A 23,664-nucleotide genomic window follows, 5' to 3' on the forward strand; every position below is an offset into this window, starting at 1 on the left:
CTCAACGCCCTCAGATTGTCACAGTGAGTACCAATAAACAACTTCTAACTGAATTACGAAAGCGGACATTGAGACACCCGGTATGGACTGCAACAAAGTCCGCATTGCCGCCAATACGATTTGCAGACATGCCCACAAAAAACGGGACCGAAGCCCCGTCTTGAAATCTATCTTTGTCTCTCTCACTTTCCCTTCAAACTGAACAGCCTTAGCTATCCATCTTGAGGGCTGAGATAAACGCCTCCTGCGGGATGTCGACCTTGCCGAACTGACGCATCTTTTTCTTACCCTTCTTCTGCTTCTCCAGCAGTTTCTTCTTCCGGGTTGCGTCGCCGCCATAACATTTGGCCGTCACATCCTTGCGCATCGCCGAGAGTGTCTCACGGGCGATAACCTTGCCGCCAATGGCCGCCTGGATCGGGATCTTGAACATATGGCGCGGGATCAGGTCTTTCAGCTTCTCCACCATGGCACGGCCACGGGCCTCGGCACGGTCGCGGTGCACCATCATCGACAGCGCATCCACCGGCTCATCATTGACCAAGACCGACATCTTGACCAGATTGTCGGTTTGATAGCCGGTCATCTGGTAGTCAAAGGAGGCATATCCCTTGGTCACGGATTTCAGCCGGTCGTAGAAATCAAATACCACCTCATTGAGCGGCAGGTCATAAACCGCCATAGCACGGCTGCCGGCATAGGTCAGATCGGACTGGATACCGCGCCGGTCCTGGCACAGCTTCAGCACATCGCCCAGATACTCATCCGGCACCAGAATGGTCGCCTTGATGCGCGGTTCTTCCAGATGATCCACATGGGTCAGATCAGGCATATCGGCCGGGTTGTGCAGCTCGATCATGGTCTCGTCCCGCATATAGACGTGATAAACCACGCTCGGCGCCGTGGTGATCAGCTCGATATTGTATTCGCGCTCCACCCGGTCCCGGATCACCTCGAGGTGCAGGAGCCCCAGGAAGCCACAGCGGAAGCCAAAGCCCAGCGCCGCAGAGGTCTCCATCTCAAAGCTAAAGGAGGCATCGTTCAGCGCCAGCTTGTCGATGGCATCGCGCAGATCTTCGAACTCGGAGCTATCAACCGGGAACAGCCCACAGAACACCACGGGCTGTGCTGGCTTAAAGCCCGGCAGCACCTCTTCGGTGCCCTTTTTCTCATGGGTGATGGTATCGCCCACGCGGGTGTCACGCACCTGCTTGATCGAGGCGGTCAGGAAGCCGATCTCACCGGGGCCCAGCTCCTCAATCACTTCCATCTCGGGGCGGAACACACCGATGCGATCCACATGGTGGGTCGAGCCATTGGAGAGCATCTTGATCCGCTCGCCCTTTTTCAGCACCCCGTCCATGATCCGCACCAGAACAATCACGCCCAGATAGGCGTCATACCAGCTGTCCACCAGCATCGCCTTCAAGGGCGCATCGCTGGTGCCGGTTGGGGCAGGCAGATCCTTGACGATGCTTTCCAGCGTCTCATGGATGCCCTGGCCGGTTTTGGCCGAGACCTGAATGGCGCCGGTGGCCTCGATGCCGATCACATCTTCGATCTGCTCCGCCACCCGGTCACAATCCGAGGCCGGCAAGTCAATCTTGTTCAGCACCGGCACGATCTCGTGGTCGGCCTCCATGGCGTGATAGACATTGGCCAATGTCTGCGCCTCGACCCCCTGGGTGCTGTCGACCACCAGCAAGGAGCCTTCAACCGCGCGCATCGAGCGAGAGACCTCATAGGCAAAGTCAACGTGGCCGGGGGTGTCGATGAGGTTGAGCACATAAGCCTCGCCGTCATCGGCCTTGTAATCAATACGCACTGTATTGGCCTTGATGGTGATGCCGCGCTCGCGCTCGATATCCATCGAGTCCAGGAGCTGCGCCTTCATATCACGGTCCTCCACCGTGCCGGTCTCCTGGATGAGCCGGTCAGCGAGGGTGGATTTGCCATGGTCGATATGGGCGACGATGGAGAAATTGCGGATTTTGGCCAGATCAGTCATGCATGGGGATATGTATAGATTCTAGGGTTTGGTCAATGGGGTGCATGCCTCGACAACAGAGATTGCTCATGATGACTTTCGCACAATATGAAATAGCACTTGAAGATTTGTTGGACGAACTCACCCTTGAGGACGCACAACAACTTCTTATCAGGCATGCTTGGAGAAGCTTGTTCCTTGTCAGTCCCAGTTTTCCTGGTTCAGACACACCGCAAGGCCAACCTGTTCTATTTCCCAACTTTGAGGCCAAGTACATTCTCTCATGCTTTCGAACCTTAGTGGCTGCTGAAGCCTTGTTTTGGGACAGTCAGGCCTTAGACCAAATGACCGTAACCCAGATACGAGACTCACTTAGTGGATTTCGCCAAGGGGCAGATCATTTTTCATCTCAAACGCTATTGGCTCTTAAAGGTGCAATTGATCTGGTCGATCCATACACGATAGAAAAAAGTAGAGGTTTAGCACTCCATTACCTTCAAAGAACCGCAGCTCCGGAACAATGGGTGAATACATACACTTTGGCAGACGGCGAAAAACTCGCTACCGAATCCGGAGGGATATCAATGGATCCGCTTTATCCCTCACAAGAAGCGACATCACAGCAAGACCCCACACACAAATTCGATATCGTTCACTTTGAGAATGAACTTCACCTAAACGGTCCTGCGTGGAATTTCTGGAAGTCACAATATGCTGCAAGGCTTGCAGGTCAGCGTATAGACTTTTCGAACTTGCGAACTATTTCCAAAATTCAAGAGATTGTCTGGGAAGCAGGCCCCGAGGCGGTTGCCAAAGAAATCGAGCGTATTCAGGCGGAAATGCTCGCTGAAAAACTGCCACTGGCAGAGCGCATTGAGGCCAACCCCGACACCGGAAAGTTCCGAGCCATTCCGATCTCGGTGGAAAACCCCACCACACTCTCTGCCCTTTTGTCACAGATCGAAGATGCGCTGGAGGATTGCCTGGGTGGCCACAACGGGCTGGCGGAACACTCTGGATCGGCAAAAAAGCTCAACCGGGTTCTGACCAAATACAAAGACGACCCGCAGAATGCGGAACTCACCCTGACCCGCGTTGCAGGCAGCCTGCGCAATCAGTTGCATGACACGCGAGAGCTGCCCGACAATGAAGACAACCTCGCCCTGCTGAATGCGGTCGAGGAAGGCGTGCGCGGCATTCGCGCCAACCATCCCGAAGTGGCCAAAAACCGTGAACAACTGGCGCAGCAGGCTATCCACGCCCTCACACCCGAGGACAAAGACCTTCTCCAACAGGCGCTTCCGGTTTTGGAGCAAATCAGTGAGCCAGAACTGGCGGATGACTTTGGAACGGACATCCCCGAACTGATCAATGACACCCTCCTGCCCCTCCCCGATGGGGCACCACCCCTGCCCGGCGCGGATACAACAACACGGATCTTCAGTCGCATTTCGAAGATGGCTTTGCTTATCCAGAATGGGAAAGACCTAGCGCAAAAAGGCGCCAAGACTTTTGACAGCGGCATCGTGAAATCGGTCCGCCTCGCGGGGCTTGCCATTTCTGTTACGGGTGGAATTGGAGGAATAGTATTCGCTCTCGTCAAGGTTGGCCTCAAAATACTAGGCGTCCTCTGAAACTCAAAGGTTAGCGCCTGACCCTGGGTGGGTGCGAAAGCGCCCTCCCGTGGGGAGGGTCGGGCGCTGACCGGCGGTGCCGCCGGTCCAGGGATCTGTTGGTCACCCCCACTTCCGCGAGTATAGCGCTGCACCTTCCCAAGGTTAGACGTAGCTCCCATCATTTCCCAGATCAGCAAAAACCCGGCAAAATCCTGCGCATTTGTAAATGGATTTTAACCACGATTGAAACTCCCCGCGCTCTTCGTCATATTCCCCCAAATCCGGGCACGCGATCCGGGCCTAACCACGAGGGACATCTGATGACATTGCTGCCCACCTCCCTGCGCTCTGCGGGGCTTTGTGCTCTTTTGACGGCTCAGGTCTTTACCGCGCAGATTGTGCTGGTGCAGCCCGCTCAGGCCGGTGCGATTGAGCGCGCCTGCCGCAGCTCTGATCGCTCTGCAGCCAGCCCCTCGCTGTGCCGCTGCATCCAGAGGGTGGCCAATGTGCAGCTGACCTCCTCTGAGCGCAAAACCGTGTCCAAATGGTTTGGCGATCCACATCAGGCCCAGGTCACCCGCCAGTCCAGCAACTACCGCGATGAACAGCTTTGGGAGCGTTACAAGCTCTTTGGCGACACTGCCGCCAAGACCTGCGGATAACGCCAGCCCTCTCCTCTCTTTTGTTCAGGCTCCGCCAACGTTCAACCGGTGCCCGCAGCATTATAGATTTTACAAAACAAAATTTCCGCACCATCCGGCCAGCATGCCCCTGCCCAGTTATGGCCTGCGCCAACATTTATGGCGCAACTTCCCCTCGTACCACTTTAGGGGGAACGGCAGCCCGATTGGCACCCTTGACCCGGCAGCAAGTCACGGGGAAACTACGCTGAAGTAATAGTTTTTTGGAGTTCGGCATGTTGATCAAGGGGGTTACCCTTCGGGGGCTGGAGGTTTTTGAAACCCTGGCCAAGACCGGATCCGTTGCGCAGACGGCCGAAGTGACCGGGCTGAGCCAGCCTGCCGTCAGCCAGCAGTTGCGAAACCTTGAAAAGGCGCTGGGAACCGATCTGGTTGATCACGGTCGTCGCCCCATGGTGCCCACCTCTGCCGGGCGCAATTTCCTTGCCCGCACCCAGGCGGTCCTGTCAGAGCTACGTCTGGCCCAGAACGAACTGTCGATGATGGACCTCAGCCACCTGCCGGCGCTCTCCATCGGATTGATTGATGATTTTGACAACGACCTGACGCCACGGCTGGTGACCGCCCTGGCCGAAAGCCTCACTGAGTGCCGGTTCAAGATGATCACCGCTTCCAGTCATGACATCCTGCGCGCCATTGAAGCGGATGAAATCCACCTCGCCGTGACCGCCACAACAGGCGAGCCACAGGAGGGGTTGATCGAGTTCCCGCTGGTCCGGGATCCCTTTATTCTTGTTGCCCCCAAGGGCTTCATAACCAATCCCAAAGCCCCGCTTGGCCAACTCAACCAGCTGCCGTTTCTACGCTATGCTTCAGATCAGCTGATCTCGCAGCAGATCGAAGCCCAGATCACAGAGCAGCAAGTCACGTTTGAAAACCGTTTTGAAGTGGGCTCACATCTGGCGCTCATGGCCATGGTTGCCCGCAATATCGGCTGGGCGGTGACGACCCCGCTGGGCTATATGCGCGCCACCCGCTTCCATGACGAGATCGAGGCCTTTCCCCTGCCCTTTGGCACTGCGGCACGCCAGATATCGCTCTTTGCCAGCAGCGACTGGGCCGACCAGCTGCCCCGCACTGTAGCTCAAACCACCCAGGGCCTGATCAAACGTCAGATGGTAGATCCTGCGATTGTCCGGCTCCCCTGGCTGGCACAGGACTTCCAATTGCTCGACGATTTGAGCTAACGCCTGCAGACCGGCGCCTGCCCAGCTTGCGATCCGCCCGCTAGGCCCGAGAGTAGATAACGGTCGTTTCTGCTAGCTTACTGCGTCGTTCAAGGCGCGTTTCAGACCTGAAGCGGCCTGTTCAAGCAGATCAAGACATCCCTCAAAATCCCGCGTGTAGTAGGGATCTGGCACATGGTCCATCCCAGCCTCGGGCGCAAAATCGGTAAACAAGCTAACTGGCACCTGATTGCCTGCTGGTCGCAGCGCCTCAATAGCCTGCAAATTGCTTTGATCCATCGCCAGGATCAGGCCAAAACTGCCAAAATCTGCGGCGCTAAACTGGCGTGCCCGCAGATCCGACACATCAATACCACGGCGTTTTAACGCCCCCTGCATCGCCCCATAGGGTGGCTCCCCCACATGGTAGCTGGCAGTCCCAGCGCTATCGCAACTGAGGGATGGTTCGAGCATTCGCAACACCCCTTCCGCAGCCGGAGAGCGGCAAATATTGCCTAAGCAGACAAACAGAATGGGACAGGGGTTAGGAGTCACCCCTTCGGCATCACTGGTTTGTAAATTGATCCGTGAACTGGCCTGCAAACGCTGCGACATATATTCTCCTCCTGAGGATCTTGTCAGCATAAAGGGTACACCTAAACGCTGGCGAAGCACGGTGAAATTTCTACTCTTACCAGGGCAGGCAATTCCACCGAATGCGGGCCTGGTCTCTTTTGCAACCTAGGGGGGCTTTGGGCGTCTTACCAGATTGAGCCAGGGCGGATAAAAGACGATCGCAACGGTGCAGCAAAAAGCCCGCCACCAGGGCGGGCTTTGGGCGCGAAGGAGGGCTGCAGCGCAGCCTGACGCCGCGCCCGCCCCTCCGCTTTCTGTCACACCAGCTTAGTTGGTCTGTTTCATATGGCCATGGCCGCCATGGCCGGGCTTGCGCTCCAGATCAACGGGGATCTCGATGCTGACCTCTCCAGCGTTTTTGAACACAAGGGTCACAGGCACTACGTCGCCATGTTTCAGCTCCTGGTTCAACCCCATGAACATCACATGGGCACCACCACGCTGCAGCATGTAGCTCCCCTCAGCAGGAATGGGAAAACCCTCTTCCACATGCACCATCTGCATCACACCGTCGCCGCTTTCCATATGGGTATGCAGCTCAACACGTTTGGCCACATCAGAGCGCGCCTCGACCAGCTGATCTGCCTCAGCGCCCATATTCATGATTTCCATGAAGGCGGCCCCGCTGGAGGACATTTTTGTGGACACGCGGGCATATTGGTCATGCACCATGATTTTGGCGCCTTCAGCAGTGGCGGCACCAGCAAAAGACACAGCGGCAACCGCCGCAAACAATACGGATTTCAGGGACATTTTGTCTCCCCTTTCTCTGGTTTTGAGTAGGTTTGGGTAATCGTAAAATCGTCAACCATCAGCCAGCTCGGGCTTTTGGCAGAACAGATCTGTCGTCAGATAGGGATATCAGGCGGTTTTGGGCGGGGCCCGTGCGGTCGCCTCAACCTGCATCAGATGGCCTGCCTGAACCTGCATGCCGAGACGATCAAAAGCCTGCCCCCCATAGGAGCGCAGCAGCAGGTCCTGTGGGCCAGAGACCGCATCCAGCAGATGCATCACACAGTCCGGGCAATAATGCGGCGCCTGGGTCGGCTGACCATCCTCATCGACATAGATGGCAACCGGACCGCTAGCCGCGCAGATCACCATCTGCCCCGCAGCATCCCGGCTGCCCTTGGCACTGGCCGACGCATGCCCCGTCAGGGTCACCACCAAAGCCAGCATCAGAGCCAGAGATATCCGCAGGAATCGAGCCATGGCAAATCATATGCCTTTGCAACGCTAAGGCTGCAAGTTGTAAATGAGATGCGTCTATAACGGCAAAACGCCGCGCATCCCTAAGATGCACGGCGCTTCAAATTCTCATGTGATCAAAGATCAAGCTTCGGCGGACTGTGCCTTGGCGATCTCTTTTTTCACTTTCAGTGCGCTTGTGGACAACTCATCGTCCTTGGCTTTTGCCAGGAAGGCGTCCAGGCCACCGCGGTGATCAACAGTGCGCAGAGCAGCAGCTGAGATTTTCAGCTTGATGCCACGACCCAGAGTCTCGGACTGCAGGGTAACATCGTTCAGGTTTGGCAAAAACCGACGACGAGTTCTGTTTTTAGCATGGCTGACATTGTTGCCAGTCATCGGGCCTTTTCCGGTCAGTTCGCAACGGCGCGACATAGGTTCATCCTTCGTATCTGGGGCAGCACCCGAGGATCCCCCCGAATCGTCTGCAAATCTCAAAGGGCGCGGCCAAGAGGCAACGCCCGAAAACTGGTTGGATGCGTTTAGGAGGAATCGCCCCAAGGGTCAAGCCAAATGCTGGGGTTTTGTAGCAGCACCCAGGAAATGGCTCAGGGAAATGTCTCAGGCGCGTTCCAACCTTTGAATTTCACAAGCTCTATAGGCCTTTCTCATCGACTTGGCCAGTGCTTCTCATGGCTAGTCCCTCTTGATGCTGGCTTGCCGCCTATAGGCCCTTAACCCGCAACACCAAGCCCTTTCAGCATCTCCTGCGCGGCTGCAGTTGGCGACACCTCTCCGCTGGCCACCTGATCCGACAGTGCCTCCATGCGGTCCTGCGCCCAGGTGGTCTTCAGCCGAGCCAACAGGGCCTGACGCACGTCTTCGCCAAACCAATATCGCGCCTGCTCTGCCCGGGTACCACTCCAGTGGCCCTTCTCGCGACGCCACTCCATCAAGGTCTTCATGTCTTCCCAGGCTGTGTCCAACCCGGCCTCCTGCAGCGCCGAGACTGTCTGCGCCTTGGGATACCCCGTCGGATCCTGCGGGCGCTTGCGCAGCAACCGCAGTGCGCCAGAGTAATCGGCACAGGTACGCATGGCTGCGGATTTCAGATCACCATCGGCCTTATTGACCAGGATGATATCCGCCATTTCCATGATGCCGCGCTTCACCCCCTGCAATTCATCCCCGCCCGCGGGCGCCAGCAACAGCAAGAACAAATCCGACATCTGTGCCACGACGGTTTCAGACTGGCCCACACCAACGGTTTCAATCAGCACCACATCAAATCCTGCCGCCTCGCATAGCGACACCGCCTCGCGAGTGCGCCGCGCCACCCCGCCCAGATTGGTCTGACTGGGTGAAGGACGGATAAAGGCCCCTTTTTGACGGCTCAGCTGCTCCATCCGGGTTTTATCCCCCAGAATGGATCCGCCAGTCCGGGCCGAGCTCGGATCCACCGCCAAAACCGCCACCCGCAGGCCTTGAGCCACCAGCATCATGCCAAAGCTCTCAATAAAGGTGGATTTCCCCACGCCGGGTGTTCCCGACAAACCAATACGCAGGGCTTGGCGACCGGATTTGGCCAATTGTTCCAACAGCTCCGTCGCTGCCGCCCGGTGATCCTCGCGGCCACTTTCGACCAGAGTGATAGCCCGCGCCAACGCACGGCGATCCCCGCTTAGGATTTTCTCACTCAGCTCGGCGGTCTTCATGCCCGGTCTCCAGTCTTGAACAGCTCGCAAATTTTCCCGCCTAATTGACGCAGCCCGCAAGCCATTGTCCAGTGCGAAGCTGCCGCAGGGGGCAACTGGTCCTCCCTCCCCTCTAAGGGAGAGCACTGGACGCTGACCCGCGCTTTGGCGATAAGCAAGCCATGACAAAACCCACCATGCCACGCCTGCCCATTGATGACGCCCTGCCCGATCTGATTGCGGCCCTGCAACAGGGCGGCCGCGCCGTGCTACAGGCGCCTCCCGGTGCCGGCAAAACCACCAAGGTGCCGCTCGCCATGCTCAGGGCCGGTCTGACCGCGCAACGCATCGTGATGCTGGAACCCCGCCGTCTTGCAGCCCGCGCCGCCGCCGAGCGCATGGCCGAAACTCTGGGTGAGCCAGTAGGCCAGACGGTTGGCTACCGCATTCGCGGCGAGGCCAAGACCAGCAAATCAACCCGCATCGAAGTGGTGACCGAAGGCATCCTCACCCGGATGCTGCAATCAGACCCGGATCTGCCCGGCGTCGGCGCGGTGATCTTTGATGAATTTCACGAACGTTCCCTCAATGCCGACCTCGGCCTGGCGCTTTGCCTTGAGGTGGCGGGTGCCCTGCGGGACGATCTGATCCTACTGGCCATGTCTGCCACCCTGGATGCTGCCCCCGTGGCTGCGCTGATGCAGGCGCCGCTTGTGACTTCCGAAGGGCGCAGTTTCCCGGTTGAGACCCGCTGGCTGGAACGCCCGCTCGGACCACAGGCACGCCGTTTGGATGCGCTCTGCGATCTGGTGGTGCAGGCAGAAAAGGACAGCCGCGATACCGCCAAGGGCGCACAGATGGGCGGCGGCCTGCTGGTCTTTCTGCCCGGCGAGGGCGAAATCCGCCGTGCCGCGCAAAACCTCTCACACCGCCTGCCCGGAGATTGCCTGATCCAGCCACTGTTTGGCGCCCTGCCCTTCAAGGACCAGCAGGCCGCCATTCGTCCCGCCGCCACCGGGCGCAAGGTGGTTCTGGCCACCTCAATTGCCGAAACCTCTCTCACTATTCAGGATATCCGCGTGGTGATCGACATGGGCCAGGCGCGGCGCGCCCGGTTTGATCCCGGCTCCGGCATGTCGCGGCTGGTGACCGAAAAAGTCACCCGTGCCGAGGCCACCCAGCGGCAGGGGCGCGCCGGACGTGTTGCCCCCGGCACGGCCTATCGGCTCTGGACCAAAGGCGAAGAAGGCGCATTGGCTGCCTTTCCCCCGCCAGAGATCGCCTCGGCAGATCTGACAGGTCTGGCACTGGAACTGGCGCTCTGGGGCGCTGGAGCAGAGGATCTGGCCTTTCTCACCACGCCCCCCAGTGGCACCATGGCGGAGGCCCGTAAGTTACTTGAGATGCTGGGCGCACTGGATGCACGAGGTCAGATGACCGAACATGGCAAGGCACTTGCCAGACTGCCCCTGCACCCGCGCCTTGGACATATGCTGCTGACAGCGGGTCCCAAAGCGGCCGAACTGACCGCACTTCTGGCAGAACGTGACCCGCTGCGCGGTGCGCCGACGGATCTTACGCTGCGCCTAGAGGCCCTGAAGGATCCCAAGGGGTTTCAGCGCAAACGTCCCTATCAGCTCTCCTATCCGGTGGTGGATCGCATCCGCAGCGAAACACGACGATTGCAAAAACAAGGGAGCAGCGCTCACAAAGGAGGCAGCAGCCTCTCCCCCGCCGCCATGGCCGCGCTGGCCTATCCCGACCGCATCGGCCAACGTCGCAAAGGCGAACAGCCGCGCTATGTGCTCTCAGGTGGCAAAGGCGTGCTGCTGGATCCCGGCGATCCTTTGGCCTCTGCCCCCTTCATCGTAGCGCTGGACACCGACGGCAACCCCCGCGAGGCCCGCGTGCGCCTGGCGACCCAGATCAGCCTCAGCGAAATCCGCGACCTCTTTGGGGATCAGATCGCCTGGCAGGACAAGTGTCACTGGTCAAAACGCGACCGTCGGGTGGTCGCCCGCCAACAGGAATGCCTGGGCGCCATTACCCTGGACGACCGCATGTGGAAAGACGCGCCTGAGGATCAGATGGCTGAGGCCATGCTCGACGGGGTGCGTGACCTAGGATTACGCCTCGACGGCGCGGCGGCGCGGTTGGCGGCCCGCGTAGAGCTGTTGCGCGCCGATGGGATTGACCTGCCCGACTTTACGCCCAATGGCCTTCTGGATCGGCTGGAAGACTGGCTCTTACCGATGCTTGGGGGGGTCAAAACTGCCGCCGCCTGGAAACAATTTGATCTGCTCCCCGCTCTGCGTGCCGCGCTCAGTTGGGAACAGACGCAGGTGCTCGACCGTGAAGCTCCGGGCAGTTTCATCACCCCGCTGGGGCGTAAGATCCCAATCACCTATAGCGCAGAAGCCCCCGAGATTTCGGTCCGTCTGCAAGAACTGTTTGGTGTCACCCGCCACCCAAGCGTGGGCGGTGTCCCCCTCAAGATTACCCTGCTCTCCCCGGCCCAGCGTCCGATCCAGATCACCCGAGATCTGCCGGGATTTTGGTCAGGTTCCTACGCCGATGTCCGCAAGGACATGCGCGCGCAATACCCCCGCCACCCCTGGCCCGAAGATCCCAGACAAGAAGATCCAACACTGCGGGCAAAAAAACGCCGTTAGCGCTGAGATCAAGGCAGTAAGCAGTAAAGTGAGAGGGCTTTGCCCCCTCGCGCCTAAGGCGCTCACCCCCAGGATATTTCTGGCCAAATGAAAACAACCGCCTTTTCATTTGGCCAAAATATCCCGGAGCGCGAGGCAGAGCCTCGCATCTTCATCTCAACCAGACTTACCTTTTTTCAGGAACGCAGGGCGGGCAGGCCAATTCCTGTCGCTTCAAAACCGCCATCTGCCGCCAGAACCTGGCCGGTGATAAAGCTTGCCTTCTCGGACAGAAGGAAATTGATCGCTGCCGCTATTTCACCCTCGCTTCCATAGCGGTTCAGCGGCAGCGCGTCGTGATAGGCGGCGATGATCTCCGGGCTATGGACCGCCATGGCCAATTTTGTTGCCACCGGCCCTGGTGCGACACCGTTGACGCGGATGCCGAGCTCACCCAGCTCCACCGCCTGCTGTAGTGTCAGCTGCGCCAAAGCCGCCTTGGAGGTCCCATAGGCCACACGCAGCGTGCTGGCGCGCAGTCCAGAAATTGATGTGATGTTTACCACCGCACCGCCACCCTCTGCCGCCAACAGATCGGTAAATGCTTGGGTCATGAGAAAGGGACCATCGAGATTGGTCTCCATCACCCGGCGCCAGCGATCAAATGTCGTCTCCCGGATCGGGCCAAAATCTGCAACACCCGCGTTATTGACCAACCCGTCCAAGCGGCCAAAACGCGCCGTGACTTCGGTTACGGCCTTCTCCACATCTTCTGGTTTGGAGACATCCCCTTCAATCAGCAAAGCCTCCGGCAGCAGGGTTGCTGCCTTAGCCAGTTCTGGCCCGTCCCGGTCCATCAGCGCGACCTGCCAGCCCGCCTCCTGCAGTCCCCGTGCCGTGGCCAGGCCAATTCCACGTGCCGCGCCTGTAATCAATGCTGCTTTCATCTGTTTGCCCATTCAATACCCAAGTTTTGTCACTGAGCCCGCCCGCATTGGCAAAGTCAACATAGCGTCTGGCCCCCAGGGCCAACCTTCTGTTGTGCCCAACCGACAAATAGCAAATGCCCCCTTTGCCGGCGCAAACGCAGTTTAAACATGCAAATGTGGTACATTTTTGATCGAGAGGAGGGACCGAAGGGTTGCACTTTATCCACAAGCCCCTATTTTAAGGGGCAATAAGAAAAATGCAGCGGCTTCTAACATCAGTTCAAATGCGCGGCTGTCAAAAATGATGCAGTTAAGGCAAATCACAATGAGCAACATTATCGCCCAGGCTTGGGAAGAAATGATCAAGCCCATTCTGTTTCGCCCCAAGCGGGTTCAGGTCGCAGCCCTTTGCCACCGAACCACGACCGGAAACAAAGAGGTGTTGATGATCACCAGCCGTGGCACCGGTCGCTGGATCATCCCCAAGGGCTGGCCAATCAATGGCAAAGATGGCGGTGAATCCGCGCTGCAGGAAGCCTGGGAAGAGGCAGGCGTGCAAAAGGGTCGCGTTGAAGGCGACCCTATTGGTGCTTTCAGCTACGAAAAAGAGCTGAAATCCGGGCTGCCGGTTCCGGTTCAGACCTTTGTTTACACCATTGGTGATATCGAACTGGCCGACAGCTACCCGGAGGCCCATCAGCGGCGGCGCAAATGGTTCCCCGCTCAAGAGGCTGCAAACATGGTCCGCGAGCCTGAATTGCAAGATATCCTGCGTCAATTGTAACACTCACACGACTATTTTATGACAGTCCCGCTTGCCTCATTATGCAGGCTCACTTAGTGCGTGCTCAAACTGCCTGCCAAAGGGACGACCATCGTGAGCACCCCACCAAACGACGCCAACCACCGCGAAACGCTTGACCGCGACCTGCATCGGTTTTCGCATCTTGAATCCGCAACCCAATATGTCGCCCGCCCCATGATCGCACCTGGCATCGCCCTGGTGTTCATGGTTCTGGCCGGCCTTGGGGCTGCCATCCTCTTTGGCGGCAGTCAGACCAACCTGATCGTGGTCGCGGCCGCGGTCTTTGGCGCCTATATGGCGATCAATATCGGTGCCAATGATGTAGCCAACAACATGGGCCCTTCGGTGGGGGCAAATGCCCTGACCATGGGCGGTGCCATCGTCATCGCTGCCGTTTTTGAGAGCGCAGGCGCGCTCTTGGCCGGTGGCGATGTGGTCTCGACCATCTCCAAGGGCATCATTGATCCCAATGTCGTGGCAACATCCGAAATCTTCATCTGGGCGATGATGGCCGCGCTGATCTCTTCGGCGCTCTGGGTCAACCTTGCCACCTGGATCGGCGCGCCGGTCTCCACCACCCATTCGGTTGTTGGGGGCGTCATGGGAGCCGGGATTGCGGCTGCGGGCTTTGCCGCGGTGAACTGGGCCACCATGAGCAAGATCGCCGCCAGCTGGGTGATTTCACCTGTTCTGGGTGGGGTGGTTGCGGCCCTGTTCCTGGCACTGATCAAGGCAAAGATCATCTATCAGGATGACAAGATCGCCGCCGCCCGACGCTGGGTGCCGGTGCTGGTTGGCATTATGGCCGGCGCCTTTGCCTCCTATCTGGCCCTCAAAGGTCTGAAACGCATCATCAAGATTGACCTGCAAACCGCACTGTTGATTGGTGCGATGATCGGCGCTCTGGCCTATGTCATCACTGCGCCGCTGATCAAGCGTCAGTCCGAGGGCATGGAGAACCGCAACAAATCCCTGAAGGTGCTGTTCCGCATTCCGCTGGTGATCTCTGCCGCACTCTTGTCCTTTGCCCATGGGGCCAATGACGTGGCCAATGCGGTGGGTCCGCTCGCGGCCATCGTGCACGCCTCTGAGTTTGGGGATTTTGCCTCAAAGGTGGCGATCCCAACCTGGGTCATGGTCATCGGTGCCTTTGGTATTTCCTTTGGCCTGTTCCTGTTTGGCCCCAAGCTGATCCGCATGGTCGGCAGCCAGATTACCAAGCTGAACCCGATGCGGGCCTATTGTGTGTCGCTCTCGGCTGCCATCACGGTTATTGTCGCCAGCTGGCTCGGCCTGCCTGTCTCCTCGACCCATATTGCGGTTGGCGCTGTTTTTGGTGTTGGCTTCTTCCGCGAATGGCACCACGAGCGCCGTTTACGCCAGAACGCGGTGGCCCGTGCGGAGGTAAATCGCATCGCTCCCGAAGAGCGTCGCCGCCGCAAACTGGTTCGACGCAGCCACTTTATGACAATTGCTGCCGCCTGGGTGATCACAGTCCCCGCAGCAGCGCTGTTGTCAGCCGGTATCTATCTGTTGCTGGCAACGATCACCCTGTAACAGCCTGGAAAATCAGTTCTGGAGCCTAAATCTGGCCGGGTTGCATTTTTGGCAGCCCGGCCTTTTTCATTTCCGCCTGCCGGATCAACAGAATGATCACGTCACAAATCGGCGTCGGAACGCCATGCGCCAGGCCGAGGCGCTGGACTTCGCCCTGTAATGCGTCCACTTCGGTGATCCGCCCCTGCATCAGATCCTGCGCCATAGAGCTGCGCGCGGTGGGGTCAATTGTCAGCATCTGGGCGGCGATCCGGGTAAAGGCCCAATTGGGAAGGCGCAGAATATGCGGGCTCATCCAGACTGGCAGCGGCGTTGTGGACACCGGGCGCAGGCCAGCTGCGCGCATGACCCGCAGGGCCTCTGCCATCTGGTCGGCCATCAATTGTCGCCAGTGGCGACTTTGCAGCTGCGTCATCAGTGGGATACCCGACAGGGCATTCAAGGCGTTGTTGAGGTTGATCAGCAACTTGCCCCATTGCACCCCGGTTATGTTTGAAGTTTCAACCACTGGCAGCCCCGGCACCGACAACAACCTGCCCCAATGCCCGCCCCCCGCAGCAATCATGATATCGCCAGAGGAGGCCCGGTGGTAGCCAGGCGGCGCGCCCTCAGAGGTCTCTGCAGGCACCACGTTAAAGGGCACCATCGCGGCGCGCACATCCCGCCCCGGCAACATTTGACTCAGCATCTGTGCATTTGTCATCGCATTCTGAAAGCTGAGCACCGGCGCATCGGGTCGTCCATATTGCGCAATCAATTGCCCCATCGCTGCCGTGCCACTTGATTTGACCGCAACAACCACCAGATCGGCCTCAGCCAGGACCGCCGGGTCTTCGCTGCAGCGTAGCTGCTGCGGCTCAACCCGCTGCTGCAGCCCCGCATAATCACTCAGCAGCAGACCACGCTGCGCAACAGGTCTCAAGACACGGCTGCGCCCCAGCAGGGAAACGCTATGACCCGCTGCCGCCCAGAGCCCACCGCAAAAGCACCCGATCGCCCCGGCACCGGCGATTGCAATGCGCAGCGGTTTCCCTCCCTGCTGGCTCATGCTGGAACAGTCAGCCGCGCCAGCACCTCTGCTGTGGGCAACACCCTACCAAATCCCGCCGCGAGGCCTGACAGCGTCACCTCCAACACCACTTCCGCATCCAGATCACCGCCATTGCGGGCGGGCATGGCAAAGGCGATCAACGCATCTTCGACCACCTCAATGACAAACCCCAGATTAGCTGCTGAACGCGCGGTGGAGTTCACACAAAAGGCGGCAACGCCCCCTGCGATCACCAAGTGAGTAATGCCACGGGCCTGCAGCGCCTCTGCCAACCCGGTGCCGACAAAACCCGAAGAACCCGTCTTCCAGAACAGGGCCTCGCCCGCCAGGGGGTGGGCACAGGGCATCGGCTGACCTGAGGGCAGATCGCGGCGAAACCTGCTCTCGGGTCTGGGGTCATCATGCATGACATGCAACACTGGCAGGCCCGCGCCGCGAAATCCCGCCAGCAGCTGGGCGATATTGGCTTCGGCATCCGGGTTGGCACGGGGGCGCCCCGCTGCGGTGACATTTTCCATCTCCATCTGCATATCAACGATCAGGAGTGCCCAGTTCTGATCCATCCGCTGCGGCTGATCTTTGCCCATTAGAAAACCCTCGCGCTAATTGAATAACGCGAGGGTTGCAGAAGTTTTTTGTAATGACCAGTCCCCTGTCCGCCCCTAGGCCAGCCTGTGAGACATCTTGGACACCGGGCGACAAGCCAGGTTAGACGCCAAGACACCAGCGCATGATGGCCTTTTGGGCGTGCAGGCGGTTTTCGGCCTCGTCAAAAATCACTGACTGTGGCCCATCCATAACCGAAGAGGTCACCTCTTCTTCGCGGTGTGCGGGCAGGCAATGCATGAACAACGCATCAGATTTGGCATGGGACATCAGGGCGTCATTGACCTGATAGGGGCGCAGCATATTGTGGCGGCGCTCTTTTGACGACTGGCTGTCATGCATGCTGACCCAGGTATCGGCGACAATCAGATCAGCCCCTTCCACCGCTTTGAAGGCATCGCGCTCAATCACCACCTTGGAGCCCGCTTTGCGCGCCAGTCCGACAAATTCCTCTTCCGGATCCAGCTGCGCCGGACCGGTAAAGGTGAGGTCAAAGCCAAACTGTGCCGCCGCATGCAGGAAAGAGGCGCAGACATTGTTGCCGTCTCCGGCCCAGACCACCTTTTTGCCTTTGATCGAGCCGCGGTGCTCCTCATAGGTCTGGATATCCGCCATGATCTGGCAGGGGTGGCTGCGGTCGGTCAGCCCGTTGATCACCGGAACCGTGGCATATTCAGCCATTTCCTGCAGCACCGCCTCGTCAAAGGTGCGGATCATGATCAAATCCACATAGCGTGACATCACCCGCGCGGTATCGGCAATGGTCTCGCCGTGGCCCAGCTGCATGTCCTTGCCCGAGAGCACCATGCTCTGACCGCCCATCTGCCGCACCCCGACGTCAAAGGAAATGCGGGTGCGGGTGGAGGGTTTTTCAAAGATGAGTGCCACCATCTGGCCTGCCAGGGGCTGTTCATCATCTGCCATGCCCTTGGGGCGGCCTTGACGCGCCTGTTTCATCAGCTTTGCCTGGTCGATGATACCGTGCAGATCTTTGGGGTCGGTGGTGTGAATATCAAGGAAGTGATTCATAAGATGTCGCTTTTTACTTGCGAGGGCTGTGTAGTAACGGGGGCTGCCTGCCCCCGTAAACCCCCGGGAATATTTGGGGAAAGGTGAAAGTCAGCCCTGTTCTATCGCAGTGGCCGCCTTGTCCAGCCGGGTGATGGCTTCGCCGATATCCTCTTCGCTCAGCGTCAGGGGCGGCAGTAGGCGGATGACATTATCCGCTGCGGGCACCGTGATGACCGCATTGTCATAACCTGCCTGCACCACATCCATGTTCAAAGCCTTGCATTTCAGCCCCAGCATCAGCCCGGAACCGCGCAGCTCCTCAAAGACATCCGGATGGGCTGCAATCAGCCCTTCGAGCTTTTGCCGCAGCAAGCCGGCGCGACGGTTCACATCCTCCAGAAAGCCCGGCGTCATGACTTCTTCAACCACCGCACAGCCCACCGCGCAGCCCAGCGGGTTGCCGCCATAGGTAGACCCGTGGGTCCCTGCGGTCATGCCACTTGCGGCTTCCTCGGTGGCAAGAACCGCCCCCAGGGGGAAGCCGCCGCCAATGCCCTTGGCCACCATCATGATATCCGGGGTGATGCCAGCCCATTCATGGGCAAAGAGTTTACCCGTCCGGCCAACGCCACATTGCACCTCATCCAGGATCAGCAGAATGCCTGCATCGTCGCAGATCTGGCGCAGCGCCTTAAGCTCGGCATCCGGCACCGGGCGAATGCCGCCCTCGCCCTGTACCGGCTCGATCAGCACCGCGGCGGTCTTATCGGAGATGGCATTGGTCAGCCCGTCCATATCGCCAAAGGTGAGATGCACAAAGCCTGGCAAAAGCGGGCCAAAGCCTTTGACCATTTTTTCAGTTCCCACAGCGGCGATGCCGGCAGAAGAGCGCCCATGGAAGGAGCCGTCAAAGGTGATGATCTCCACCCGCTCGGGCTGGTCTTTCTCAAAGAAGTATTTGCGCGCCATTTTCACCGCCAGCTCGCAGGCCTCGGTGCCGGAATTGGTGAAAAACACCGTATCGGCAAAGGTATGCTCGACCAGAAGATCCGCCAGGTTTTCCTGCTGGGGGATCTTGTAGAGGTTGGAGACATGCCAGAGGTTTTGTGCCTGATGTGTCAGCACCTCAACCAGTTTGGGGTGAGCATGGCCCAATGCATTTACCGCAATGCCGGAGCCCAGATCCAAAAATCGGCGCCCGTCCGCCTCGAACAGCCAGGAACCTTCGCCTTTTACGAACTCCAGCGGAGCACGATTATAGGTGGGCAATACGGACGGGATCATTGGATCATCCTTTTTCGAGAAGTTAAGGCCAAAGCAGTGCATGAGCCAGGCCTGAGGGTCAATAATGAGAGATTGGATTTGTGCCATTACGCCGCAAAAGCGCGCAGGCACGAGATCAAGCGTGCCGAATTACGCCAATCGGCGTCGGCGTCGCAACAAGGGGATATGCGTGGCTTTGATCATGGTCAGGGTCCATATCGGAGCTTTTGACAAAAAGAAACCCCTTTCGCCACCTCTGGCTGACATTTTGGCCCTACACCACCGCGCGCATCCTCGAGGCAACAGGGCCAACCCTAGCGATAGATCTTGCAAATAGGGACCATCCAGCGCAGCAGTGGCAACATGAGCATTTCAACCCCACAAAACCCGCCCCTCGCAGCAGCCCTGATCACCGTGGCGACGATCTTCATTGCTGCCACCACGCTTCTGGCCAAGGCGCTGGGGACCGATTTCCTGGGGCCTACGCTGCATCCCTTGCAGATCAGCCATGGGCGGTTTTTGTTTGCATTTATTGCAATTTCCATGGCCGTGGGGGCCTTGCGCTTCAAGCTGCAACGGCCAGAATGGCGGTTGCATATCGGGCGGACCAGCTGTGGTTGGCTGGGCATCACGCTGATGTTTGCCTCGGTGGCCTACATCCCACTGGCGGATGCCACAGCTATCGCCTTTTTGAACCCCGTCTTTGCCATGTTGCTGGCGATTCCGCTGCTCGGCGAGCAGGTCGGACGCTGGCGCTGGGGCGCTGCCGGGGTGGCCCTGATCGGCGCGATGATCCTGTTGCGACCAACACCCGACAGTTTTCAACCTGCAACCCTTTTGGCTCTGGGCGCGGCGGCGATCATGGGGCTGGAGCTGATCTTTATCAAAAAGCTCGCGGGGCGCGAACGCCCGCTGCAGGTTTTGTGGTTCAACAATGCCCTGGGGATGCTGATTGCCACAGCGGCTGTGCTGCCGGTCTGGCAAATGCCAACAGCCCTGCAATGGGGGGCTTTGGCCGCGCTTGGCACCCTGATGGCCTGTGCACAGGCCTGTTTTGTCAATGGGATGGCGCGGGCAGATGCCTCATTTGTGGCGCCTTTCAGCTATGCGACGCTGATCTTTGCCACGCTCTATGATTTCCTGGGCTTTGGTGTGATCCCGGATTGGATCACCCTCACCGGTGCGGGTGTCATCCTGACCGGTGCTGCGGTTCTTGCCTGGCGCGAGGGGCGGCAGAAAACAGCGCCCTCGCTCCAAGATCCCTCGGTAAATCAGGCTCGCGTCAAGCCTTGAGACGATAGCCACTGCGCAACATGGCCCAGGCCAGCAAGCAGATGGCAAAACTGGAGCCAGCACAGATCGCCATGCCCACCAGCGGCGCGCCATCAGAGGTGCCAATCATCCCATAGCGCAGCCCATCGATCAGATAAAAAACCGGGTTCACCTGTGACAAGGCGCGCAAGACTGGCGGCAGCGCCTCCACCGAATAGAAGGTGCCTGACAAAAACGCCAATGGCGTGACGATAAAATTGGTGATCGCCGCCATCTGATCAAATTTGTTGGCAAAAATCCCGGCAACAATGCCAAGCCCGCCCAGAAACAGCGCCCCCAACACGATGAACACAAGCGCAATCAGCGGATGTGCGGGAATGATCTGCAGTAGCAGCGCCAGCCCCATTGCGATGCCGCAGGCCACCAGGGTGCCCCGCACCACTGCGCCAGCCAGATAGCCCAGCAGGATCTCCAGCCCGGACAGCGGCGGCATCAGGGTGTCAACGATATTGCCCTGCACCTTGGAGATCACCAGCGAGGAAGAGGTATTGGCAAAGGCATTCTGGATCACCGTCATCATCATGATGCCAGGCGCCAAGAAATGCAGAAACGGTACCCCCATCACATCGCCCCGCTTGGAACCGATGGCAAGGTTGAAAATCAGCAAAAACAGCGCCGCTGTCACCAGCGGGGCAAGCAGCGTCTGGGTCCAGACCACTAGAAAGCGGGTGATTTCCCGCTGCGCTAAGGTTTGCAGCCCCAGCCAGTTTACCCGCCCAAAGCGGCGCTCTCCGAGCGCAATCTGGTAGCCCATCTGATTGTTTGACAGCTGCTCTGGCATGGTTTCCCCACATTTGTTGTGCTTTCACTGCATAGCGCTTGGGTTCTGAGGCGCAAGGTCTCTTGTAACTCGCGGCCCTTTGACTAAGATAGGGGACTGAATACGGAACTCGATGGCGGCCGCAGGATTCTGGGGCCGCTATTAGCTTGGAAAGGCAACAGATGTCCTGGACAGACGATCGCGTCGAATTGCTCAAGAAGATGTGGGGCGAAGGTCAGTCGGCCAGCCAGATCGCAAAAGAACTGGGTGGGGTGACCCGCAATGCTGTGATTGGCAAGGTGCATCGCCTCGGCCTGTCCAACCGCGCCACCACGGGCGCCAAGGCCGCAGCCGAACCGAAAGAAAAGCCAGCCGCGGCCGCCAAACCGGCGCCAAAGCCAAAACCGCAGCCCAAGACCGAGCCTGCGCGCCCGGTGACGCCACCGCCTGCGGCAACGCCTGCCTCGGATGCGCGCCCACTGGTGCCTGCCCGCAAGCAGATCATCCCGGCCGGTCAGCCGCTGCCACCGCAGCCTTCGGCCAATGAGATCAGCCCAGAGGCCCTGGCCAAAGTCAATGAAATTGAAAAGAAAGCCAAGAAGCTGTCTTTGATGGAACTGACCGAGCGCACCTGCAAATGGCCTGTTGGCGACCCCGCCACCGAGGATTTCTGGTTCTGCGGTCTGCCTGTGCAGCAGGGCAAGCCCTATTGCGAGGCCCATGTCGGCGTGGCCTTCCAGCCAATGAGCGCCCGTCGCGATCGCAAACGGTAGTTTTATCCCACCGGATTTTTAAAAAGCCCCGCGCCATCCTGGCTGCGGGGCTTTTCTTTTGGCGTACATCACCCTGTGGCACATCCCGCCTGCAAGGTCGTTGCAAACGGGATGCTATCCGGTATCAGCTCTCCGGGGCCGAGGATGAAAAGTTGGGAATGGTATTGCCCGAGGCATCTTTAGGCTCGATGCCCGGCCAATTGCCTTCGGCGAGGTTGATGTTTCCGGGAATGTCCTCTTCCCAGAAACCCACAACGTTTTTGGTGATGTTCAGATAAAGCCGATCATCCACAATCCGCCAGAGATTGGGGTTGCCCGGAACCTTGCCACCTTTGGAGACTCCATAGGCGCAGTGACCATCATATTGCGGCGCATAATGCGCGGGGTTTTCCAGGAACTTTGCCCGGTTTTCTTCGCTGGAGAAGGCAAATTTGGCACCATTGTATTCCGCTGTGATATCCGCCCGCCCCGGTACGCCTGCCGGTTGTGACTGGCCAACAGCAGCCTGATCGAGGCTGCGATAGGCAACCACGTCATAGCCCGACACGGCAAAACCGGTCTCGTCGACAAACTGTGGCCCAGCAAAGGCTGGCAGAGCAAAACTTATGGCCGCAAGGGCGGCAAATGCAAATCGCTTCATCTGTGTCGTCTCCTGAGTTAATTCATCGCCTGACCTAGGCGTTTGGACCTGTGGCAATGTCTGAACCACAGCCCCGTTGAAACCCAGATTAGCCAGTTCCTCACAGCTGTGAAACGGGGCTCACGTGACTGTGTTTTACGCTGGCAATTCCGTGAACACGCAAAAAGTTGATGTGATCAGACCTTCCAGTCATTGGAATTTTGAACAAAGCCCCTATTCTCAATAGACAAGGCGTTTAGGCCATTGGCTCCGCGCATTTAACATACGGTTAGCAAAAGACAGGGTTTCTCCAGATGAGTGATACAACCTATACCCCGCCACAGGTTTGGACCTGGGAAAAGGGCAACGGCGGACAGTTTGCCTCGATCAATCGCCCAATTGCCGGGGCAACCCACGATAAGGAGCTGCCGGTGGGCAAGCATCCGTTTCAGCTCTACTCCCTGGCCACACCCAATGGTGTCAAAGTCACGGTAATGCTGGAAGAGCTCTTGGCTAAGGGGCACACAGGCGCCGAATATGACGCCTGGCTGATCAATATCGGCGAGGGCGATCAGTTTGGATCCGGGTTTGTGGCTATCAACCCAAACTCAAAGATCCCCGCCCTGCATGATTTGAGCGGCGACGCGCCGCTACGGGTGTTTGAATCCGGCTCCATGCTGGTGCATCTAGCCGAGAAGTTTGGTGAATTCCTGCCCAAGGATGGGCCTGCACGCACTGAAGTGATGAACTGGCTGTTCTGGCAGATGGGCAGCGCGCCCTACCTGGGTGGCGGTTTTGGCCATTTCTACGCCTATGCGCCAGAAAAATGGCAATATCCCATCGACCGCTTTTCCATGGAAACCAAGCGCCAGCTTGATGTGCTGGACCGGCAGCTGGCCGACAACCGCTATATTGCCGGGGATGACTACAGCATCGCGGATATTGCAATCTGGCCCTGGTACGGCCAGCTGGTGCTGGGTCGTCTTTATGAGGCCGCTGAATTCCTCGATGTGGAAAGCTATACCCATGTGATGCGTTGGGCCAAAGAGGTAGACGCTCGACCCGCCGTCAGCCGTGGTCGCATGGTGAACCGAGCCTTTGGCGCCTTGCACACTCAGCTACGCGAACGCCATGACGCCGGCGATTTTGACACCCGCACCCAGGACAAGCTGGAACCTTCTGAAGGCGACAGCTAAAACTGAAATCTATCGAGCCTGCGCCTCAAACGCAGGCTCGTTACCCACCGTCAGGGGGCTTTGCCCCCTCGTGCCAAGGCACTCATCCCCAGGATATTTTGAGCCAAATGAAGAGGCTAACTG

At 58.6% G+C, this 23,664-nt stretch carries 22 protein-coding genes; 9 read left to right on the top strand and 13 right to left on the bottom strand.

Annotation, left to right across the window (positions count from 1 at the left end):
* Nucleotides 1–208: 208 nt before the first annotated feature.
* Nucleotides 209–2,008, bottom strand: coding sequence for a translation elongation factor 4 (lepA, locus tag ED661_RS11295; RefSeq protein ID WP_122073977.1), 1,800 nt, complete (start codon nucleotides 2,006–2,008; stop codon nucleotides 209–211).
* Between the two features lie 68 nt (nucleotides 2,009–2,076).
* Here lepA and ED661_RS22235 point away from each other — a divergent pair, with 68 nt between their 5' ends.
* The 3 genes from ED661_RS22235 to ED661_RS11310 all read left to right on the top strand — a co-directional run bounded on the left by ED661_RS22235 (nucleotide 2,077) and on the right by ED661_RS11310 (nucleotide 5,491).
* Nucleotides 2,077–3,621, top strand: a complete 1,545-nt coding sequence (locus ED661_RS22235) for a hypothetical protein (protein ID WP_254054816.1) — start codon at nucleotides 2,077–2,079, stop codon at nucleotides 3,619–3,621.
* Between the two features lie 302 nt (nucleotides 3,622–3,923).
* The gene (locus ED661_RS11305; protein ID WP_122073978.1) at nucleotides 3,924–4,265 is read left to right on the top strand and encodes a hypothetical protein; all 342 of its coding nucleotides are present in this window, start codon (nucleotides 3,924–3,926) and stop codon (nucleotides 4,263–4,265) included.
* 254 nt (nucleotides 4,266–4,519) lie between these two features.
* The gene (locus tag ED661_RS11310; RefSeq protein ID WP_122073979.1) at nucleotides 4,520–5,491 is read left to right on the top strand and encodes a LysR family transcriptional regulator; all 972 of its coding nucleotides are present in this window, start codon (nucleotides 4,520–4,522) and stop codon (nucleotides 5,489–5,491) included.
* Between the two features lie 72 nt (nucleotides 5,492–5,563).
* On the opposite strand, the gene ED661_RS11315 is transcribed toward ED661_RS11310, so the two are convergent.
* The 5 genes from ED661_RS11315 to meaB all read right to left on the bottom strand — a co-directional run bounded on the left by ED661_RS11315 (nucleotide 5,564) and on the right by meaB (nucleotide 9,009).
* A complete protein-coding gene (locus tag ED661_RS11315) occupies nucleotides 5,564–6,025 on the bottom strand; it encodes a low molecular weight protein-tyrosine-phosphatase (protein ID WP_371412437.1) in 462 nt (153 codons plus the stop codon).
* 348 nt (nucleotides 6,026–6,373) lie between these two features.
* The gene (locus tag ED661_RS11320; protein ID WP_122073981.1) at nucleotides 6,374–6,859 is read right to left on the bottom strand and encodes a copper chaperone PCu(A)C; all 486 of its coding nucleotides are present in this window, start codon (nucleotides 6,857–6,859) and stop codon (nucleotides 6,374–6,376) included.
* 108 nt (nucleotides 6,860–6,967) lie between these two features.
* Nucleotides 6,968–7,318 carry a hypothetical protein gene (locus tag ED661_RS11325; protein ID WP_122073982.1) on the bottom strand — a complete coding sequence of 117 codons (351 nt, stop codon included), beginning with the start codon at nucleotides 7,316–7,318 and terminating at the stop codon, nucleotides 6,968–6,970.
* A 120-nt stretch (nucleotides 7,319–7,438) separates the two neighbouring features.
* Nucleotides 7,439–7,729, bottom strand: coding sequence for a 50S ribosomal protein L28 (gene rpmB / locus ED661_RS11330; RefSeq protein WP_027241059.1), 291 nt, complete (start codon nucleotides 7,727–7,729; stop codon nucleotides 7,439–7,441).
* Nucleotides 7,730–8,028: 299 nt separating this feature from the next.
* A complete protein-coding gene (gene meaB / locus ED661_RS11335) occupies nucleotides 8,029–9,009 on the bottom strand; it encodes a methylmalonyl Co-A mutase-associated GTPase MeaB (RefSeq protein ID WP_122073983.1) in 981 nt (326 codons plus the stop codon).
* A 176-nt stretch (nucleotides 9,010–9,185) separates the two neighbouring features.
* Here meaB and hrpB point away from each other — a divergent pair, with 176 nt between their 5' ends.
* Entirely contained in the window at nucleotides 9,186–11,660 is a 2,475-nt protein-coding gene (gene hrpB, locus ED661_RS11340) for an ATP-dependent helicase HrpB (RefSeq protein WP_122074120.1), read from the top strand.
* A gap of 176 nt (nucleotides 11,661–11,836) precedes the next feature.
* On the opposite strand, the gene ED661_RS11345 is transcribed toward hrpB, so the two are convergent.
* Nucleotides 11,837–12,586, bottom strand: a complete 750-nt coding sequence (locus ED661_RS11345) for an SDR family NAD(P)-dependent oxidoreductase (protein ID WP_122074121.1) — start codon at nucleotides 12,584–12,586, stop codon at nucleotides 11,837–11,839.
* A gap of 307 nt (nucleotides 12,587–12,893) precedes the next feature.
* Between ED661_RS11345 and ED661_RS11350 the strand changes: the two genes are divergently transcribed.
* A complete protein-coding gene (locus ED661_RS11350) occupies nucleotides 12,894–13,352 on the top strand; it encodes an NUDIX hydrolase (protein WP_122073984.1) in 459 nt (152 codons plus the stop codon).
* Nucleotides 13,353–13,445: 93 nt separating this feature from the next.
* Entirely contained in the window at nucleotides 13,446–14,930 is a 1,485-nt protein-coding gene (locus ED661_RS11355; RefSeq protein WP_122074122.1) for an inorganic phosphate transporter, read from the top strand.
* Nucleotides 14,931–14,955: 25 nt separating this feature from the next.
* Here the strand turns inward: ED661_RS11355 and ED661_RS11360 are convergent, their stop codons facing one another.
* The 4 genes from ED661_RS11360 to ED661_RS11375 all read right to left on the bottom strand — a co-directional run bounded on the left by ED661_RS11360 (nucleotide 14,956) and on the right by ED661_RS11375 (nucleotide 18,882).
* Nucleotides 14,956–15,978, bottom strand: coding sequence for a 2-dehydropantoate 2-reductase (locus tag ED661_RS11360; protein ID WP_122073985.1), 1,023 nt, complete (start codon nucleotides 15,976–15,978; stop codon nucleotides 14,956–14,958).
* Nucleotides 15,975–16,568, bottom strand: a complete 594-nt coding sequence (locus tag ED661_RS11365; protein WP_254054818.1) for a cysteine hydrolase family protein — start codon at nucleotides 16,566–16,568, stop codon at nucleotides 15,975–15,977. The genes ED661_RS11360 and ED661_RS11365 overlap by 4 nt, the downstream gene beginning before the upstream one ends.
* Before the next feature lie 121 nt (nucleotides 16,569–16,689).
* On the bottom strand, nucleotides 16,690–17,616 hold the full coding sequence (gene argF / locus ED661_RS11370; protein ID WP_122073986.1) for an ornithine carbamoyltransferase: 927 nt from the start codon (nucleotides 17,614–17,616) through the stop codon (nucleotides 16,690–16,692).
* A gap of 90 nt (nucleotides 17,617–17,706) precedes the next feature.
* Nucleotides 17,707–18,882 carry an aspartate aminotransferase family protein gene (locus ED661_RS11375; RefSeq protein ID WP_122074124.1) on the bottom strand — a complete coding sequence of 392 codons (1,176 nt, stop codon included), beginning with the start codon at nucleotides 18,880–18,882 and terminating at the stop codon, nucleotides 17,707–17,709.
* Nucleotides 18,883–19,224: 342 nt separating this feature from the next.
* Between ED661_RS11375 and ED661_RS11380 the strand changes: the two genes are divergently transcribed.
* Complete coding sequence (locus ED661_RS11380; protein ID WP_122073987.1) at nucleotides 19,225–20,154, top strand: DMT family transporter; 930 nt, start codon at nucleotides 19,225–19,227, stop codon at nucleotides 20,152–20,154.
* Here the strand turns inward: ED661_RS11380 and ED661_RS11385 are convergent.
* On the bottom strand, nucleotides 20,144–20,974 hold the full coding sequence (locus ED661_RS11385) for an ABC transporter permease (protein WP_174214173.1): 831 nt from the start codon (nucleotides 20,972–20,974) through the stop codon (nucleotides 20,144–20,146). The two genes, ED661_RS11380 and ED661_RS11385, sit on opposite strands and share 11 nt — an antisense overlap.
* A gap of 161 nt (nucleotides 20,975–21,135) precedes the next feature.
* Here ED661_RS11385 and ED661_RS11390 point away from each other — a divergent pair, with 161 nt between their 5' ends.
* Nucleotides 21,136–21,726, top strand: a complete 591-nt coding sequence (locus ED661_RS11390) for a GcrA family cell cycle regulator (protein ID WP_122073988.1) — start codon at nucleotides 21,136–21,138, stop codon at nucleotides 21,724–21,726.
* A gap of 124 nt (nucleotides 21,727–21,850) precedes the next feature.
* On the opposite strand, the gene ED661_RS11395 is transcribed toward ED661_RS11390, so the two are convergent.
* Nucleotides 21,851–22,366, bottom strand: coding sequence for a YHS domain-containing (seleno)protein (locus ED661_RS11395; protein WP_122073989.1), 516 nt, complete (start codon nucleotides 22,364–22,366; stop codon nucleotides 21,851–21,853).
* Nucleotides 22,367–22,659: 293 nt separating this feature from the next.
* Here ED661_RS11395 and yghU point away from each other — a divergent pair, with 293 nt between their 5' ends.
* Nucleotides 22,660–23,541, top strand: coding sequence for a glutathione-dependent disulfide-bond oxidoreductase (yghU, locus tag ED661_RS11400; protein WP_122073990.1), 882 nt, complete (start codon nucleotides 22,660–22,662; stop codon nucleotides 23,539–23,541).
* Nucleotides 23,542–23,664: the final 123 nt, after the last annotated feature.

Origin of the sequence: Pseudophaeobacter sp. EL27 (assembly GCF_900313025.1) — a bacterium.
Taxonomy (GTDB): Bacteria; Pseudomonadota; Alphaproteobacteria; order Rhodobacterales; family Rhodobacteraceae; genus Pseudophaeobacter.

Coding starts and splice junctions, on each gene's coding strand:
- lepA (WP_122073977.1), bottom strand. CDS start 2,008: ATGACTGATCTGGCCAAAATCCGCAATTTCTCCATCGTCGCCCATATC.
- ED661_RS22235 (WP_254054816.1), top strand. CDS start 2,077: ATGATGACTTTCGCACAATATGAAATAGCACTTGAAGATTTGTTGGAC.
- ED661_RS11305 (WP_122073978.1), top strand. CDS start 3,924: ATGACATTGCTGCCCACCTCCCTGCGCTCTGCGGGGCTTTGTGCTCTT.
- ED661_RS11310 (WP_122073979.1), top strand. CDS start 4,520: ATGTTGATCAAGGGGGTTACCCTTCGGGGGCTGGAGGTTTTTGAAACC.
- ED661_RS11320 (WP_122073981.1), bottom strand. CDS start 6,859: ATGTCCCTGAAATCCGTATTGTTTGCGGCGGTTGCCGCTGTGTCTTTT.
- ED661_RS11325 (WP_122073982.1), bottom strand. CDS start 7,318: ATGGCTCGATTCCTGCGGATATCTCTGGCTCTGATGCTGGCTTTGGTG.
- rpmB (WP_027241059.1), bottom strand. CDS start 7,729: ATGTCGCGCCGTTGCGAACTGACCGGAAAAGGCCCGATGACTGGCAAC.
- meaB (WP_122073983.1), bottom strand. CDS start 9,009: ATGAAGACCGCCGAGCTGAGTGAGAAAATCCTAAGCGGGGATCGCCGT.
- hrpB (WP_122074120.1), top strand. CDS start 9,186: ATGCCACGCCTGCCCATTGATGACGCCCTGCCCGATCTGATTGCGGCC.
- ED661_RS11345 (WP_122074121.1), bottom strand. CDS start 12,586: ATGAAAGCAGCATTGATTACAGGCGCGGCACGTGGAATTGGCCTGGCC.
- ED661_RS11350 (WP_122073984.1), top strand. CDS start 12,894: ATGAGCAACATTATCGCCCAGGCTTGGGAAGAAATGATCAAGCCCATT.
- ED661_RS11360 (WP_122073985.1), bottom strand. CDS start 15,978: ATGAGCCAGCAGGGAGGGAAACCGCTGCGCATTGCAATCGCCGGTGCC.
- ED661_RS11365 (WP_254054818.1), bottom strand. CDS start 16,568: ATGGGCAAAGATCAGCCGCAGCGGATGGATCAGAACTGGGCACTCCTG.
- argF (WP_122073986.1), bottom strand. CDS start 17,616: ATGAATCACTTCCTTGATATTCACACCACCGACCCCAAAGATCTGCAC.
- ED661_RS11375 (WP_122074124.1), bottom strand. CDS start 18,882: ATGATCCCGTCCGTATTGCCCACCTATAATCGTGCTCCGCTGGAGTTC.
- ED661_RS11380 (WP_122073987.1), top strand. CDS start 19,225: ATGAGCATTTCAACCCCACAAAACCCGCCCCTCGCAGCAGCCCTGATC.
- ED661_RS11385 (WP_174214173.1), bottom strand. CDS start 20,974: ATGCCAGAGCAGCTGTCAAACAATCAGATGGGCTACCAGATTGCGCTC.
- ED661_RS11390 (WP_122073988.1), top strand. CDS start 21,136: ATGTCCTGGACAGACGATCGCGTCGAATTGCTCAAGAAGATGTGGGGC.
- ED661_RS11395 (WP_122073989.1), bottom strand. CDS start 22,366: ATGAAGCGATTTGCATTTGCCGCCCTTGCGGCCATAAGTTTTGCTCTG.
- yghU (WP_122073990.1), top strand. CDS start 22,660: ATGAGTGATACAACCTATACCCCGCCACAGGTTTGGACCTGGGAAAAG.